Origin of the sequence: Paenibacillus sp. S150 (assembly GCF_019352175.1) — a bacterium.
Classification (GTDB): Bacteria; Bacillota; Bacilli; order Paenibacillales; family Paenibacillaceae; genus Paenibacillus_AQ.
Genome location: NZ_JACBYI010000002.1, coordinates 372,212 through 386,870, shown reverse-complemented (window position 1 = coordinate 386,870; position 14,659 = coordinate 372,212). Strand labels below are relative to the sequence as shown.

Here is a 14,659-nt window from a genome sequence, read left to right as displayed (position 1 = left end):
CACTTGTGCATATTTGGAGACAAAGTTTAACCGTTCAATATGGAAGACACGTGAAAGGGGGTGATCCTCCCAAGTTGAAGCTCATGGGATTGATGTGGCACCGTTGTGTTTTATTCAGATTTTAGATGAATAGGAGGATTTAAGTACATGGGTGTAAAAATGATTTCCATCAAGAAATCAATGCTTGCAATCTTTTTATCATTTCTGATAGTAATTCCGCTTGCCGTCCCGCCATCTCCGGCTAATGCAGAGTCAGCGGACAATCTCCCCGCCCGTCAGGCCGAGTATCTGAACCGTGGATTAGTCGCGGTACTGACCGGTAACGGGGTCTTTTTAAGCTGGCGGTATTTGAATACGGATACAAATGATATCGCTTTCAATGTATACAAAAACGGATATAAAGTAAATTCGGCTCCCATCAGCGACTCTACAAATTATGTGGATGCAACTGGCGCGGACAGTTCCCGGTATCAGATTTCCACTGTTATCGGCGGTAAGGAAGAAATGCAGCCGGAGACGGCATCGGTGTGGCATAACGACTATTTGCCCGTTCCGCTGAATAAACCGGCCGACGGCCGCACCAAGGACGGCGGCACGTATTCCTACTATGCCGGAGATGCTTCCGTGGCGGATTTGGATGGGGACGGCAATTATGAAATCGTTTTCTTGTGGAGCCCGAGCAACTCGAAGGATAATTCCCAGGCAGGCTATACCGGAAATGTCTATATCGATGCCATTGAGCTGGACGGCACCAGTCTCTGGCGGATCGACATGGGCGTCAACATCCGCGCCGGAGCGCATTATACACAGCTGATGGTGTATGATCTGGACGGTAACGGCAAAGCCGAGGTCGTCGTCAAAACGGCGGATGGCACGAAGGACGGACAAGGTAATGTGATCGGCGACGGCACCAAGGATTACCGCAACGAAAGCGGATATATCCTGTCGGGGGCTGAATATCTGACGCTGTTTGACGGTGAAACCGGAGCAGCCGTGTCTACCGTCCCTTACGACCCGCCAAGAGGCGATGTAAGCGCATGGGGCGACGGATACGGCAACCGTGTAGACCGCTTTTTGGGCGCCGTTGCCTATTTGGATGGCGTGAAGCCAAGCGTAGTTATGGCCCGCGGCTACTACACGCGTACCGTGCTCGCCGCTTACGACTATGCAGGCGGCGAACTGGTGAAGCGTTGGACATTCGACACTAACGAAGCCGGAGCGCAATATGAAGGACAAGGCAATCATAATTTAAGCGTGCTTGATGCTGACGCTGACGGTAAAGATGAAATCATGTACGGCGCACTTGCGATTGACGACGACGGAACCCTGCTCTACAGCACCGGACTCGGCCATGGCGACGCTATGCACGCCGGCAAGCTCGATCCGAATCGCGCCGGTTACCAGGTCGTCAGCGTGCATGAACACTCGGGTGCTGCATACGGGCTTGAGATGCGCGATGCCGCTACAGGTGAAATCCTCTGGGGTGAGAATACAGGCAGAGATACCGGCCGCGGAATGTCCGCTGATATTGATCCGAATTATCCGGGATACGAATCCTGGGCCTCCACGATAGTCGACGGACAAATGGAACCCTTGACCCGCGTATATGCAGCCAGCGGAGAAGCCATTTATGAACAGAACGAAGCGCCGAAAAGCGCCAATTTTGCGGTTTGGTGGGATGGAGACCTTGAGCGTGAGCTGTTCGATCACGATTGGGACAACAGCACCGGGACAGGAATTCCGCTCATTTACAAGTGGGATTACGAGAATAAGCAGCTGAAGGAGATCTTCCGGGCAACGGGCGCCTTGACCAATAATTACACCAAAGGAAGTCCGGCCATCCAGGCGGATATACTGGGAGATTGGCGCGAGGAAATTCTGCTCAGAAGCGAAGACAGCACGGAATACAGACTCTATACGACGACAATCCCAACGGGCTACCGGATTCCCGCGCTGATGCAGGATCCGGTATACCGGCTGGGCGTAGCCTGGCAAAATGTAAGCTACAACCAGCCTCCCCATACCGGATTTTATCTCGGGGCGGAAGCGACGGATTTTCCTAAAGCGAATCTAACTCTTACCGGAGCAGAAGAATCGCCTGAAGAGGTCTATCACTTTGATTTCGGCACGGCTCCGGCAGCCGGCACAACCGACGTGCAGGATACCCTTTATGCACAGGCTGCGGGATACGGCTTCGAGAATACAAGCGGCATTGCGGCAGGCGCAAGCCAGGTTTCTCTGCCGGAGAACGCCAAATTCTTAGTTGATCTGCCCAATGCCAATTACAAAGTAACGCTCAGACTGGGGGATGCTGCCCATGACTCGAACGTAGGCGTCAAGTCCGAATTCGTTCAGAAGCTGGCCGTGACCCGCGTGAACGCGGGAGACCCCCTGGAATATTCCTATGACGTTGCGCTGGTAGACGGGCAGCTGGAGTTCATCTTCTCCGGCACGGCCATTGATGTGCAGGAAATCATCATTGCGAGGTACCCGGAGAAAGTGCAGGGAACCGGAACAACGATATATATGGCCGGCGATTCGACGATGCAGTCTTACAGTGCGGCGCAGGCTCCGCAGGAAGGCTGGGGCCAGCAATTCGGACGCTACTTCTCAAATGGCGTAGTGGTCCAGAACGATTCGATCGGCGGCAGAAGCAGCAAATCGTTTATGGCTGACGGCCGTCTGGATTCGATATTGCAGCGGATCAAGCCGGGGGACTTCTTCTTTATTTCCTTCGGCCATAATGATGCCAGCATAGGAATTCCGGACCGCTATGCGTCTCCGGAGGATTATAAAACCTACTTGGCCCGTTATGTGAACGGCGCGAGACAGCGCGGCGCAACACCGGTGCTGCTTACTCCGGTAGGGCGCAGAGATTTCAATACAACCACCCAGGAATTTAATGTAAGCTTCCCGGAATACGTGAAGGCGGCCAAAGAAGCGGCGGAAGAGCTGAACGTGCCGCTGATTGATTTGAGCACGCTAAGCATCGCTTATTATGATCAGGTCGGTCTGAGCGCTACGGAGAAAATCTTCCTGTACGCCAACCCGGGCGAATATCCGAAATACCCGGATGGTGTGGGCGATAATACGCATTTCAGCAGCTACGGCGCGCAGATCATTGCCTCATTGGTTGCAGGAGCTGTGAAAGATATGGATCTAAGCATTTCGCCGTATGTCATTGACCCGGACATTTCGGAGCCTGAGCCGGAACCGGAGCTCCAGGTCTATGAGGAGAACTTTGAGGGCGATCCTGCCGCCGCACAGTATTCAATGGTGAATGCCACAGGTATCGCCGGACAGATGGCGGGAACTGTCGTAGAGCAGAACGGGAACAAGGTGCTGTCCGTTGCCGGTTCCGGCTCCGGTAACCGTGCGAAGGTGTTCCGTTTGTTCGACGCGGTGAACGGCGACATCGTCAATGTTAATTTCGACTGGCAGTCCGGCAATGTAGGCGCGGCCCCGTCCGAAGGACATCTGTCGCTCCAGGATGCGAACGAGAATATCATTTTCACTCTGTTAACAAAAACCGGCTCCACAGATCCAAATACAAAAATCCATTATTTTGTCGGCCCGTATACAGCTGATTACGGAACCGGCACTACAGCTGTACCTGATGGCGGCACCGCCACAAGCATCCGGAAAAACGAATGGGTCAATGTGAATGCCAATATTAACTTTGCCGAGAAAAGAATCGATTTGACATTGACGAGTCTGGCTGACCCAAGTATCACGCAGACGATCGGGGATATTCCAATGAGTCCCGGAGTCTACACCAATAACGTAAGGGGTATCCGGCTCTTGGGAACGAGAAAAAGCGGCGGCGGCACACTGGACTGGACCACCCAGATCGACAATGTGAAGCTCGAAGGTACAAAGCTTCCGCCGGCTGCAGGCGATCAGACGGCGCTGATAGCATTGCATAATGAGGTGAAAGCATTGGATCTGTCAGCTTATACGGAAGCCTCCGCAGCGGTGCTGAATAGAGCCTTGGCGGCTGCGGAGGCGGTCATCGGTACAGAAGCGACACAGGCCCGGGTCGATCATGCCTTTAACATGCTGACGGTCGCGAGGGATTCGCTGACAAGCGAACCGGCAGGCGGGATTAGCGGGTACAAATTCGATTTCGGCTCCGGAATTGCAGCTGAAGGCTACACGAAGGTAGACGCCAAGAGAGCTTATGTGGAAGGAAACGGTTATGGCTTCGCCGATACCGCTCTGGTCCAGGACGAGAACCGGGAAACCGGGGATCACCTGAAGGAAGATTTCACGCGTGTGAACGGCACCTCCTTCCTCGTGGAAATGGAGCCGGCTAATTACCGGGTAACAATGACCATTGGCGATGCGCAAGAATCAACCAATGCAGGCGCTGTTGTGGAACAAATGCCAAAATTGCCGGTTACCGCCGTACCTTCTGGCGAGTTTACTGAAGTTTCGTATGACATTGCCCTTATTGACGGTATCTTTGACTTTACCTTCCCGGGCAGCACACCGAAGATCAATGCACTGAAGATCGAGCGTCTGCCTGACAACGGTGCAGGGCATCAGCCGGTTATTTATCTGGCAAGCGATTCCACGGTGGCCAATTATGCGGAAAGCTATCGTCCGCAAGCCGGATGGGGCGAAACGCTTAAAGGGTACTTCGATCCGGATGAGATCAGTATCGATAACCGGGCGGTCAGCGGGTTAAGCAGCAAAACCTTCCTTGTAGGCGGATATCTCAACGATATTCTGCTGGGCATTCACGAGGGGGATTATCTGTTCATGCAGTGGTCTCATAATGATTCCACGCCCTCCCGTCCTGAACGTTATCTTACGCCGGAGGAATTCAAGGTATATCTGAAAGATTACATTAACGGCACTGTGCAGAGGGGCGCAATTCCGGTACTGGTCACGCCTGTGAACAGACGCGATTTTACCGGAGAGATATTGAACAAGAGCTTCCCGGAATATGTGCAGGCAATGAAGGAGACCGCACAGGAAACCGGAACCTTATTAATTGATCTGAATCAGGCCAGCTGGGAATATTTCCAGGAGCTTGGGCCTGAAGGCACTAAATCTATTTTCATGTGGGTAGGTACAACCGAGGATAATACACATCTTCAGATGAACGGTGCGGTCAAGGTATCCGAGATGGTGGCACGGCTTGTGCAAGAGCTGAATATTCCGCTTTCTGCTTTTGTTACACTGGAAGAGGAGCCTTCGGACCACCAAGCGCCGCATACGACCGCGGCAGTGGAAGGAGAATCACAGAACGGGTGGTATACTTCGGCGGTAGAAGTGACGTTTACTGCAACCGATGAACATCCCGGAGTAGACGCGACCTACTATCAGGTTGATGGCGGTGAGATTCTGAGCGGCACGAATCTGGCTTTAAATGATGAGGGCAAGCACACCGTGACTTACTGGAGCGTCGACCTGGACGGCAACAAGGAGACCGGGCAGTCGCTTTCCGTGCCGATCGATCTAGCGCCTCCGGCCATCGACATCCAGGGCCACACGGAATATACGATTGATGAGCGGGTAGAGATCACCTATACGGCTTCTGACACGCTGTCCGGCGTGGCGGAATCAAGCGGCGTGCTGCTGAATACTCCGGCTTATACGTTGGAGCCCGGCCGGCATGAAGTAACCGCTGCGGTCTCCGACTTAGCGGGCCGGGAAGCGAGCGTAGACTTCAGTTTTGGAATTACCGCTAACTTCGCAAGTCTGGCTAGGCTGACGCGCGGCTTTGCGGGTGAATCGGAAGATCCGGGCGCCGGGGCAATTGCCGAGCAGCTCGCCGGCAAGCTGCTGCAGGCGGAACAGGCGGCGATTGCCCATGAAGGTGCGAAGGCACGCCAGCTCCTTGAGGCCTACAGCAATGATGTCGATGCCGTCAGAGATCAGATCTTTACGGCGGACCAAGCGGATGTGCTGCATAAGTGGGCTGCATGGATCAGCCAGGCGACCCCGCTCGCGGGCAGCGCTCCCGGCACTCCTGTGCTGTCCGATAATAACGGTCATGATACCGGGCTGAGAGACGGAGATTACACCATCACGATGAATCTCTGGTGGGGCAATAACGGCACCCGGTTCAAGCTGTATGAGAACGGCGAGTTGCTCACAGAAGTGCCTTTGACAGACCAGTCTCCGGCCGCCCAGTCCGTACAGATCGGCATTGCCGGCAAGCGGAACGGTACGTATGTCTATACTGGTGAACTGATCAATGCACTGGGTACGGCCACGAGCGTGCCGCTGACTGTAGTCGTCACAGATGCCTCCCCGGGGCAAGCGGTATTGTCAAACGACAACTGGGATGGAGACGGCAGCTTTAATGTCAGTATGAATCTGTGGTGGGGTACCAATGCTGCCGAATATGAGCTTTACGAAAATGGAGTCCTGGTAGACTCACAATCTCTGCAGCCGCATACGCCCGGCGCACAGTCGGCGGTGACGGCAATCTCTGATAAGGCTCCAGGAACCTATGAATACGAGGTGGTGTTACGCAACCCGGCGGGTGAAACCAGAACGGAGAAGATGATAGTAACAGTACGTAAATAGCCTGGTCAGGCGCCCGGCAGAAGATACAAATTACGAAAAGTCCGGATTCCGGGCTTTTCTTTTTTTAAGCTTGAGGGAAGAGACACCTATTGCGGAAAAGCAAAAAGAACCTGGATAGTTTTATCAGGTTCTTTTATATTGCATATAAACGGACACGATGATATAATCGGTTCACGACTTTGTAATCTTTAGTTTACAAAAATATCACATTTTATATTTTAAATGTACCATGCCGCTAAGCTCTTGTCAAATGTTTTTTTTAAAGATAAGACTTTATAGGCTTGGCACACTAAATAATCCTTCTATTTCTCGCTGAAACACCCCGTCCTTTATAAGGACGGCGTAGCCGGTTCTACTTAATTTAATGGTTAGGGGAGATATTGAATGAGCTCTTTGGTTCTCGGTTTTCAGGAATTGGACAATACGCAGCTTTTGCTCGTTGGCGGAAAAGGGCTGCATTTAGGGGAGTTATCAAAAATCGAAGGAATACAAGTGCCGGAAGGATTTTGTGTTACAACAGCGGGATATCAAAAAGCCCTTGAGCACAACGAAATGTATTATGCTTTGTTGGACCGGCTAACCTTGCTGAAAGCTGAAGATCGAGAGCAGGTTGGTGAAATCAGCAAGAAGATTCGGCAAATCATTATGGACGCAGAAATTCCTTCCGGTGTGGTGAGAGCAGTTACTCACTATCTCTCCCGGTTTGGCGAGGAACTTGGCTTTGCAGTGCGCTCCAGTGCGACAGCTGAAGATTTGCCGCATGCCTCTTTTGCCGGTCAACAAGACACCTATTTAAATATTATCGGCAGGGAAGCAATCTTGCAGCATATCAGCAAGTGTTGGGCTTCGCTATTTACGGACCGCGCGGTAATCTACCGGATGCATAACGGATTTGACCACCGTCAGGTTTATTTATCCGTTATCGTTCAAAGAATGGTTTTTCCGCAGGCTTCAGGGATTTTATTTACCGCTGATCCGGTGACCTCTAACCGAAAGCTGCTATCCATCGATGCCAGTTTTGGACTGGGAGAAGCGCTGGTCTCCGGCTTGGTATCTGCCGATTGTTATAGGGTACAGGAAGGGCAAATCGTCGATAAGAGGATAGCAGCCAAAAAATTGGCCGTCTATGGACTAAAAGAAGGCGGAACAGAGATCAGGAAGATCGATCCCAATCAGCAAAAGGCTCAAACACTTACTGAACAACAAATTTTACAACTGGCACGCATCGGAAGACAGATCGAAGCTTATTTTGGTTCCCCCCAGGACATTGAATGGTGTTTGGCCCGCGATACCTTTTATGTTGTGCAGAGCCGGCCAATCACTACTCTATACCCGATCCCTGAATCGAAGGATCAAGAAAATCGCGTCTATGTATCTGTCAGTCATCAACAAATGATGACCGACCCTATGAAGCCCTTAGGATTGTCTTTTTACCTGTTAACGACTTCTGCTCCCATGCGTATCGCCGGCGGAAGGCTGTTTGTTGATGTCACACCACATTTGGCTTCTCCTGCCAGCGGAAAAATGGTCATAGATGCCTTGGGAAAATCCGATCCGCTTATCAAAGACGCACTCATGACCATCGTAGAGCGGGGGGATTTTATAAAATCCTCACCAGATGACAGGAAAGCACTGAGTCCCGTTGAAAGCAATAAAGGTATATTGTCTTCGGGTCAAGCACAAACCGGAGCCGATCCGGCAATTGTTCCTGTTTTGATGAAGAGCAGTCAAGCATCGGTAGCAGAGTTGCAACAAAACATCCAAACGAAAACAGGCCCGGATTTATTTGATTTTATTCTGGAAGATATCCCGCAATTAAAGAAGATTCTCTTTGACCCGCAAAGCCTGGATGTGATTACGGCGGCAATGGATGCATCATCATGGATCAATGAAAAAATGAACGAGTGGCTTGGAGAAACTAACGCAGCAGACACGCTGTCTCAATCTGTAGAGAACAATATTACTTCGGAAATGGGGCTGGCGCTGCTGGATGTCGCAGACGTGATTCGTCCTTATCCGGAAGTCATAGATTATTTACAGCATACAACAGATGATAACTATTTGGATGAACTGGCTAAGTTTGATGGTGGGCAGGAAACCCGGGACGCTATCTGTGCATATCTGGATAAATACGGAATGCGATGTGCCGGAGAAATCGATATTACCAGAACCCGTTGGAGCGAAAGGCCAATTATACTTATCCCCATGCTTCTCAGTAATATCAAAAACTTTGCGCCTGATGCCGGCACCCGCAAATTTGAGCAAGGGCGGCAGGAAGCTATGAAAAAAGAACAAGAGTTATTGGAACGGTTGAAGCAATTGCCGGATGGTGAACAAAAAGTCAAAGACACAAAACGGAGGATCGGCCTGATCAGGAATTTTAGCGGGTTTAGGGAATATCCAAAATACGGCATGGTAAATCGCTACTTCGTTTATAAACAGTCTTTACTGAAAGAAGGCGAACAACTCGTACAAGCGGGCGTCATTCAGGAAAAAGAAGATATCTACTATCTCACCTTTGAAGAGCTCCGCGAAGCCGTACGCAGCAATAAACTGGAGTACCAGATCATCAGCACACGTAAAGACGAGTACAAATTATATGAAAAACTATCTCCTCCGCGTGTTATCACGTCTGACGGTGAGATCATTGCGGGTGAGTACAAGCGAGAAAATCTCCCAGCCGAAGCGATTGCGGGCCTGGCTGTTTCTTCCGGAGTAATAGAGGGACGGGCACGTGTCATCTTAAACATGGAAGCTGCTGATCTGGAATATGGCGATATATTAGTCACCTCCTTTACCGACCCTAGCTGGACCCCATTGTTCGTATCCATAAAAGGCCTGGTCACCGAGGTTGGCGGACTGATGACCCATGGAGCAGTGATTGCACGTGAATATGGCTTGCCGGCAGTTGTCGGAGTGGAGAATGCTACCAAACTGATAATAGATGGACAACGAATTCGCGTGCATGGAACGGAAGGGTATATCGAAATATTGTAACCGTTCAGTGAATTAAGTGAATCTTATGAGAACCCGCGCCCAGCGCGGGTTCTTTGTTGTGCGCCCGGCATGGGCCAATAACTTGGCGGCAGTGGGGATTTGAGTTTCCGGGACACAAGCTCAAGCCCGTCCAATCGTTCATGGACATCATTCGAGCAGGATCACAAGGAATTCGAATTTTATCTTGTTTCTTTAGAAAATCTTTCGGTTTAACCGCAGTGGAATTTTAGTTCCTTCTTTTATCATGGATGAACAAAGGACAGTGGGGAGAATCCATGGAGCCAGTAGTCAACAAGGAGGAATGATTGTATGCGAATCGCTATGTTCACCAATAATTACAAGCCATTCTTAGGAGGTGTGCCTATTTCCATTGAACGGCTTGCTCAAGGATTGCGGCAGTTGGGGCATACTGTATATGTGTTTGCTCCCAGATACGGGACGGAGCAGGATGAAGCTTTTGTTATACGGTACCGTTCCAGAAAAAAGAGACTGAAAGGCGGTATCGTGGTTCCTGACATTTTTGATCTGTCGATTGAAACCTTCTTTTGCGTTCTTGAGTTTGATCTGATCCATGTACATCATCCGATGCTGATGGGTCAATTGGCGCAGCGTCTGGCGCGCAGGTATAACCTCCCGGTAGTGTACACCTTTCATACCCGGTATGAGGAATATCTACATTATATCGGTATGCTTGACAGGCTGCAGAAGCTCGGCACCGGGAGCAGGTTGAAAGCAGTGCGGTCCATTTGCGCCAAAGTGTTCTCGGTATGCCGGAAGCTGGTATTGCAGCATAATCGGTTCTTCACCAACCGGTGTGATCTTGTCTTCACTCCGACTCCCGGCATGAAGGATTTCCTTCAGGAGCATGGGACCGTAACGGATATAGAGATATTGCCTACCGGACTTACGGAATATGACTTTCAATATAATGCCGACGAGGTTGAAAGAATCAGGGTACAATACGGCAGACCCGGTAAATATCTCTTCTGTACAGTATCCCGGCTGGAGAAGGAGAAAAATATTAATTTTATTCTCGAAGGTCTGAAGCAATTGAAAGCGAACAAAGGGGATTGCTTCCGGCTTTTAGTTATTGGCGACGGTTCTGCCAAAGCTGAACTGGAAAGAGAAGCTGTTAAGCTTGGGCTGCAGGACAATCTTGAATTTATTGGAAGCATCCCTCATAATGAAATCCGCAACTTTTATCAAGCTTGCAGTATCTTTCTCTTTGCATCGCAGTCAGAGACCCAAGGAATCGTTCTGTTGGAAGCTATGGCGGCAGGATTGCCTGTCCTTGCGGTGAAAGGCAGCGGTGTCAGCGACATTGTTGAAAATGGCGAGCATGGCTTTGTAACCGAAAATGATGTTCTCCTATGGGTATCCCATCTGGAGAAATTATTGGGGGACAGCAATATACGAAAAAAAATGTCAGATGAAGCCCGTAAAGAAGCTGTGCTTTATCTTCATTCGAGCGTTGCTAAAACAGCTGAGTACGGGTATCAGAAGGTTTTGGGCAATGAAAGGCAGGGAGTTCTATGGGTTGCCCAAGGCTAGTTCATGTAATTTCCAAAATACTGACACATTATTTAGGGTTTGTGGCCATAACAAGCCTGTTTGATGTACAGAATCAAGAACATTTTCAGAATAATATTATAGTCGGCTTTTGGCACGGAGACAGCTTAACGATGCAGCTGCTGCTCAGAAAATTGTCTGGGCAATTCAAAGGAATCAAGGTTATCATTACTACAGACGCAAGAGGCAGCTATATCGAAGGCCTGTTGAAGGTTTATGGGGCGGAGGCCGTCCGGATGCCGGATGGGTTACGGATACGCCATTTTTTAGAAGCTTTACAGCGGATCGGCAAGGACGAAGGAATATTGGCGGGTGCTCTGGACGGACCAACGGGTCCCATTCATTGTCCTAAGAAATTGCTGTTCAAACTGGCGGAAACCGCGCAAAAGGAAGTAGTGTGCGTGTCTTTTCATTACAGCCGGGTGCTTCGGCTCTGGAAGAGGTGGGATAAGTATGCCATCCCCTTACCCTTTTCCAGCATAACTGTAAAAAGTGAAGTCTTATCGTTTAAAAAAGAAGGGGATGGACATGACTTATCACGTGCTGATTGTCGAAGACGACAAAGAAATTCTTGAGGGTGTAAGCATCTATTTAAAAAATCAGGGTTATGTGGTATTCAAGGCCTCCAATGGATATGAGGGGCTGGCCTGCATTGCCAAAGAGGAGATTCATCTGGCGATTGTCGATATTATGATGCCAGAGATGGATGGAGTTACAATGACCATGAAGCTGAGGGAATCCTATGATTTCCCGGTCATTTTTCTGACTGCCAAATCGGAGGAAATAGACAAAGTCACTGGCCTTAATATCGGAGCGGACGATTACATCACCAAACCCTTTGCTCCAATGGAGCTATTGGCGAGGGTTAATTCGCAGTTGCGCCGTTATTCCAAATACTTATCTTTTTTGACTGCAAAAAATGAGGAGAATATTCATACCATCGGCGGATTGGAGCTGAACGAGGATTCAGTGCAGGTAAGCTTGGACGGTAATCCGGTTAAGCTCACCCCGCTTGAATTTAAAATCCTGGCGCTCTTGATCAAGAGTCCGGGACGGGTCTACCCTGCTGAGGAAATCTATGAGAGAGTCTGGAATGAACGTGCAGTCTCTACAGAAACGATTATGGTCCACATCCGGAATATCCGCGAAAAGATAGAGATTAACCCGAAAAATCCGAAATATCTTAAGGTTCTTTGGGGGGTTGGATATAAAATTGAAAAACAATAACAGCAGCAGACTGGCGGGCAGAATGTTCCGCTTTTTGCTGATCGCAGTCATGTCGATAGTAGCGGTTGCTTCATATCCGGAGATATTGAAGAAAGCGGAGGTCCTGGAGCAGCAGCAGGCACATCCTGATTCTGGCGCTATAGACCATCAGAAAGACGAGTTTTTGAAAAAGATGTTCCAGGCGAATTATTCTTTATCCTGGGATATTTTACGGCAGAATAGCGAAGACGGCCTGCTGCCTTCGGACGCGTTTCTCCCAAAATCTTTAAACAGCGGCGACAACAGATCCGATTACGTCGAAGATTTCATTTCCAGATTCAATGAGGTTATAGATAACTGGCAGCAGGATTTTTTTCAGAATACCTTCAAAAACTACAACCTCGAATATCTGGCGATTGATCATAAAACGGGGAAGATGGCAACCAACAGTCTTCAACAGTCGCTGATTGAGCTGGCAGATCATCCGCAGGAATCTGTCCAGCTTAACGGAACTTATTCTTTCTATACGGTCATTACGTATCAGCCGGACGGAACAATGGAGATCCCTGTATGGCACGGAATGGACGAGTCGAAGCAAAATGCTCTGCTGCTCTTGGAAATGAATAACACGATTTTTGCCGAGGAAAAAGGGGCTCAGCGGCAATATATCGCTCAAATCGCTCCTCCACTGGATTTCACCGTTGTTTATGCCTCCAAGCAAGAGCAGTTCTACGCAAGCCAGAGCAGCGTATCCTCCATTCAGAGCAAAAGCTTCAATGAAGCAGGATTCAGCATGGTCTATCAGCTGTCAGTTGGCTGTGTAACGCTTATGGCCTTGCTGCTGTTTCGAAGAAGCTGGTATGCAATTGGAGGCTGGGCGGCAAAAGTCCCCTTGGAAATATGGATTATCGGATTGACGGGAACCGTATTCTTCTATGATGTCTTCCTGCAATGGTCAGATGAAATCGCGCGGGGCAATTTTCGGGCTACAGACGGGACTGTCTCGTCTCTCCTGATCTGGTACAGGGAAATAAGCAGGGGGATTTTACCTCTATCGGAAACGGCGTTATCGCAAATCTTCATTGGATCAGTCTGGTTTGTTATCTTAACCATTTGGCATTTTGGAGCTTTATCGATACTGCAAATCGTTCAAACAGGAGCAAAGCGTTATTTCCGGGAACATATGCTGCTCGGCAAATGGTCCGGGTGGATGATGAATATGGTACAGAGCCATATCGTTTCTTTAAAAGCGTTTAGTCTGTCAGATCCCTACAACAAAATGCTGGCCAAAACTTTGGCGATTCATTTTGCAATCCTCGCAATGATTTGCAGTACTTGGTTATTAGGAATTGTCCTGCTGATTCCCTATTCCCTCTTCGTGTTCTATTCTCTAAGAAAGTATATGAACAATATAAGAACCAACTATGCCGTTCTCTTCAAAGCCACACAGCAAATGGCGGAGAAAAATCTGGAGATTTCAATCAACAGGGATTTAGGGTTGTTCAATCCATTGAAGGAACAACTGGGGAAAATCCAGGATGGCTTTAAACGGGCTGTGGACGAGGAAATAAAAAGTCAAAAAATGAAAAGTGATTTGATAACCAATGTATCCCATGATTTGAAGACACCTGTTACAGCCATCATTACTTACGTGGGCCTGCTGCAGGATGAGCAGGTCTCGGATGAGGAAAAACGCATGTATGTAGACATCCTGAATAACAAATCCCAGCGGCTGAAGCGGCTCATTGAAGATTTATTCGAATTCACCCGGACGTCAACCAGTAATATTAGCCTGAATCTGATAGATGTCGATTTGGTTGAATTGATTAAGCAGGTGCAGGTTGAATTGAGCGAGCAAATCGCCGATTCCCGTGTTCAACTCCGGTTTCAGCTGCCGGTAGACAAGGTAATCGTTCCACTGGACAGCGAAAAAACATTCCGCATTTTCGAAAATCTTTATACAAACATTATTAAATATGCGTCTCCCGGTTCCCGGGCCTATATTGAGGTGGAGAACAGGGAGACAGAGGTGAGAATCGTATTTAAGAATGTCTCCGGCTCGGAGCTTGATTTCACTCCCGACGAGATTATGGAGCGGTTTGTCCGCGGGGATAAGTCACGCCACACCGAAGGCTCGGGCCTGGGACTGGCTATCGTGAAGAATCTGGTCGAACTGCAGGGAGGAAGCTTCCGGATCGAGCTGGACGGAGACTTGTTCAAAGCAATTGTAGAATGGAAGAAAAAGCAAGAATAATTTACTTGCAGCCGCACAATTTACTTAGAAACGGGCAACAGCGACCAAAAACGATAGGCAGCGATTCTCGATAACAGAGAATCGCTGCCT

Annotated in this window: 6 protein-coding genes; all 6 read left to right on the top strand. The window is 49.3% G+C overall.

Features of this window, described 5'->3' with window-relative positions; all coding sequences use genetic code 11:
* Positions 1 to 147: 147 nt before the first annotated feature.
* The 6 genes from HYD27_RS04300 (at position 148) to HYD27_RS04275 (ending at position 14,569) form a co-directional block, all read left to right on the top strand.
* Positions 148 to 6,543: a rhamnogalacturonan lyase family protein gene (locus HYD27_RS04300; protein ID WP_219211842.1), complete on the top strand. Its 6,396-nt coding sequence runs from the start codon at positions 148 to 150 to the stop codon at positions 6,541 to 6,543.
* A 384-nt stretch (positions 6,544 to 6,927) separates the two neighbouring features.
* Positions 6,928 to 9,540: a phosphoenolpyruvate synthase gene (ppsA, locus tag HYD27_RS04295; protein ID WP_219211841.1), complete on the top strand. Its 2,613-nt coding sequence runs from the start codon at positions 6,928 to 6,930 to the stop codon at positions 9,538 to 9,540.
* Positions 9,541 to 9,849: 309 nt separating this feature from the next.
* Positions 9,850 to 11,091 carry a glycosyltransferase gene (locus tag HYD27_RS04290; protein ID WP_219211840.1) on the top strand — a complete coding sequence of 414 codons (1,242 nt, stop codon included), beginning with the start codon at positions 9,850 to 9,852 and terminating at the stop codon, positions 11,089 to 11,091.
* A 131-nt stretch (positions 11,092 to 11,222) separates the two neighbouring features.
* Complete coding sequence (locus tag HYD27_RS04285) at positions 11,223 to 11,684, top strand: lysophospholipid acyltransferase family protein (RefSeq protein ID WP_219211839.1); 462 nt, start codon at positions 11,223 to 11,225, stop codon at positions 11,682 to 11,684.
* Positions 11,638 to 12,336, top strand: a complete 699-nt coding sequence (locus HYD27_RS04280) for a response regulator transcription factor (RefSeq protein WP_219211838.1) — start codon at positions 11,638 to 11,640, stop codon at positions 12,334 to 12,336. The genes HYD27_RS04285 and HYD27_RS04280 overlap by 47 nt, the downstream gene beginning before the upstream one ends.
* On the top strand, positions 12,323 to 14,569 hold the full coding sequence (locus HYD27_RS04275; RefSeq protein ID WP_219211837.1) for a sensor histidine kinase: 2,247 nt from the start codon (positions 12,323 to 12,325) through the stop codon (positions 14,567 to 14,569). Before HYD27_RS04280 ends, HYD27_RS04275 begins: the two co-directional genes overlap by 14 nt.
* Positions 14,570 to 14,659: the final 90 nt, after the last annotated feature.

Bases quoted from the DNA above. Each gene is read 5' to 3' on its own strand.
- HYD27_RS04290 (WP_219211840.1), top strand. From the start codon at position 9,850: ATGCGAATCGCTATGTTCACCAATAATTACAAGCCATTCTTAGGAGGT.
- ppsA (WP_219211841.1), top strand. From the start codon at position 6,928: ATGAGCTCTTTGGTTCTCGGTTTTCAGGAATTGGACAATACGCAGCTT.
- HYD27_RS04280 (WP_219211838.1), top strand. From the start codon at position 11,638: ATGACTTATCACGTGCTGATTGTCGAAGACGACAAAGAAATTCTTGAG.
- HYD27_RS04285 (WP_219211839.1), top strand. From the start codon at position 11,223: ATGCAGCTGCTGCTCAGAAAATTGTCTGGGCAATTCAAAGGAATCAAG.
- HYD27_RS04300 (WP_219211842.1), top strand. From the start codon at position 148: ATGGGTGTAAAAATGATTTCCATCAAGAAATCAATGCTTGCAATCTTT.